Origin of the sequence: Methylobacterium sp. E-025, assembly GCF_022829705.1 — a bacterium.
Classification (GTDB): domain Bacteria; phylum Pseudomonadota; class Alphaproteobacteria; order Rhizobiales; family Beijerinckiaceae; genus Methylobacterium.
Window position 1 is genome coordinate 1 of the sequence record NZ_JAKSYR010000060.1, and the last position, 2351, is coordinate 2351.

Here is a 2351-nt window from a genome sequence, read left to right on the forward strand (position 1 = left end):
CACCCGCTGCGCTACGACGCGGACTCAGACAAATATGTGCCCGTGTCGTGGGGGCATGCCCTGGACGAGATCGCGGGCGAGTTGCGCGCCGTGGAGGACCACCTCAAGGGAACAGTGTTTTACAGCTCTGGCCGCCTCTCGAACGAAGGCAGCTACCTCTACCAGCTCTTCGCCCGGCTTTACGGCAACAACAACCTGCCGGACTCGTCCAACATGTGCCACGAGACGACCTCGGTGGCGCTACCGATCAGCATCGGCCAGGGCATCGGGACGATCTCACTCGACGACTTCGCCAAGTCCGATTGCATCCTGTTCTTCGGCCAGAACCCCGGCAGCAACTCGCCGCGGATGCTGCATCCCCTGCAGGAGGCGAGCCGGCGCGGCGTGCCGATCATCACCTACAATCCGCTTCGTGAGCGCGGGCTGGAGCGCTTTACGAACCCTCAATCGACCGCGGAGATGCTACTGGGCCAGGAAACCCGGATCAGCTCGCAATATCATCAGGTCAAGGCAGGCGGCGACCTCGCCGCGCTCGCCGGCATCTGTAAGGCGGTTCTAGCCGCTCACGACGCGTCGCGGGAGGCGGGCGGCCCTGCGATCCTCGACGAGGCGTTCATAGCGGAGCACACCCACGGCTTCGATACCTTCGCGGCATGGCTGCGCGTCCAAGAGTGGGACGAGCTGGAGCGTCGTTCGGGCCTGCACCGAGCCGACCTAGAGGCGACCGCCACCGTCTACGCGGGGGCCCACGCCGTTGTCGCGGTCTACGGCATGGGCCTGACTCAGCATCAGGCCGGCGTCGAAACCGTGCAGACGCTGGTGAACCTCCTCCTGATGCGCGGCAACATGGGCCGCAGTGGCGCTGGTATCTGCCCGGTGCGTGGCCATTCCAACGTGCAGGGGCAGCGCACGGTCGGGATCACCGAAAAGCCCGAGTTGTTCCCGCTGGATCGGCTGGGTGAGCAGTTCGGCTTCGAGCCGCCGCGCGAGGCCGGCTACAATACGGTCGAGGCCTGCGAAGCGATCCTCAAGGACGAGGTCCGGGCCTTCGTGATGCTCGGCGGCAACTTCGTCCGCGCGATCCCCGATCACGGCCAGATGGAGCCCGCCTGGCGTCGGCTGCGCCTGACGGTCAACGTTATCACCAAGCTCAACCGCAGCGCGCTGCTACCGGGTACGGTCAGCTACATCCTGCCGGTACTCGGCCGCCTGGAGATCGACGAGACCGAGGCCGGTCCACAGGTCCTATCGATGGAGGACACCTCGGCCTGTGTTCACGGCAACCGCGGCCTGCGGAAGCCGGCCTCGCCGCATTTGATCAGCGAGAACCGGCTCATCTGCGAACTTGCGCTGCGGACGCTTGCTCCCAATCCACGCGTGCGCTGGACGGACTACATGCGCGATTACGCCGAGATCCGGAAGGAGATCGCTTACACGCTGCCCGAGTCGTTCTGGGATTACGAGCGGCGCATGTGGGAACCAGGCGGCTTCCAGCGCGACCTGCCGGCCAAGCGGCGTGAATGGCGAACGGAAACCGGTCGGGCCACCATCGTGACCCCGAAGGCCCTGGATGAGGATGCGGACATGCCGGCCGTCGGGCACGACGTCCTGCGCCTGATGACCCTGCGCTCGAACGACCAGTTCAACACGACGGTCTACGGCTACGACGACCGCTTCCGCGGCATCAACAACACCCGCAAAGTTGTGCTGATGAACCGCTCAGACATCGACCGTCTTAGGCTCAAGGTCGGACAGGCGGTGACCCTTAAGACGGTTGCCGACGACGGGATCGACCGCCGGCTGCCCGGCCTTCTCGTCGTAGCCTACGACATCCCGATCGGTTGCATCGGCGGGTACTACCCGGAGTGCAACGTCCTGATGCCGATCTGGCACTACGCGATCGGCAGCAAGACGCCTGCAGCGAAGATGATCCCCGTCACCATTCATTCCGAGGACGCACGGGTGCTCGAACCGCAACTCGAATACGCCGGAGGATAAGCTCGACTTTGGCCATTGGCGGCGGATTGAGTGAGCTGAGGTGACGTAGCAGGCGTGACGGGTAGGCTGGTAGCGTCCTGGCCAAGATACCCCGCCATGCAGCCCCTGCCTGCCCGCTTCGCCGCGATCATTCTGGCGTTCGCGCAATTGTTCGTCCGCCGCTCATGTCGCCATGCTCAGCCGCTGCTGATCGGTGCGATCCTGACACCGGGCCGCCGCACGGTGACGAGCGTCCTGCGCATCCTGGGTCGTGCGCAGGAGCGACGGTTCGTGAACGTCCATCGCATACTGTCCGCCTCCCGCCCACGCCGATCGTAGCATCCTCCGCCAACCTGCCGCGAAGGAGACCTTTG

Annotated in this window: 2 protein-coding genes; both read left to right on the forward strand. The window is 65.1% G+C overall.

Features of this window, described 5'->3' with window-relative positions; all coding sequences use genetic code 11:
- The coding region (locus MKK64_RS05600; protein WP_243932574.1) for an FdhF/YdeP family oxidoreductase at nucleotides 1–1998 on the forward strand (1998 nt) is incomplete at its 5' end.
- Between the two features lie 96 nt (nucleotides 1999–2094).
- Complete coding sequence (locus MKK64_RS05605; protein WP_243932575.1) at nucleotides 2095–2316, forward strand: hypothetical protein; 222 nt, start codon at nucleotides 2095–2097, stop codon at nucleotides 2314–2316.
- Nucleotides 2317–2351 lie beyond the last annotated feature (35 nt).

Coding starts and splice junctions, on each gene's coding strand:
- MKK64_RS05605 (WP_243932575.1), top strand. CDS start 2,095: ATGCAGCCCCTGCCTGCCCGCTTCGCCGCGATCATTCTGGCGTTCGCG.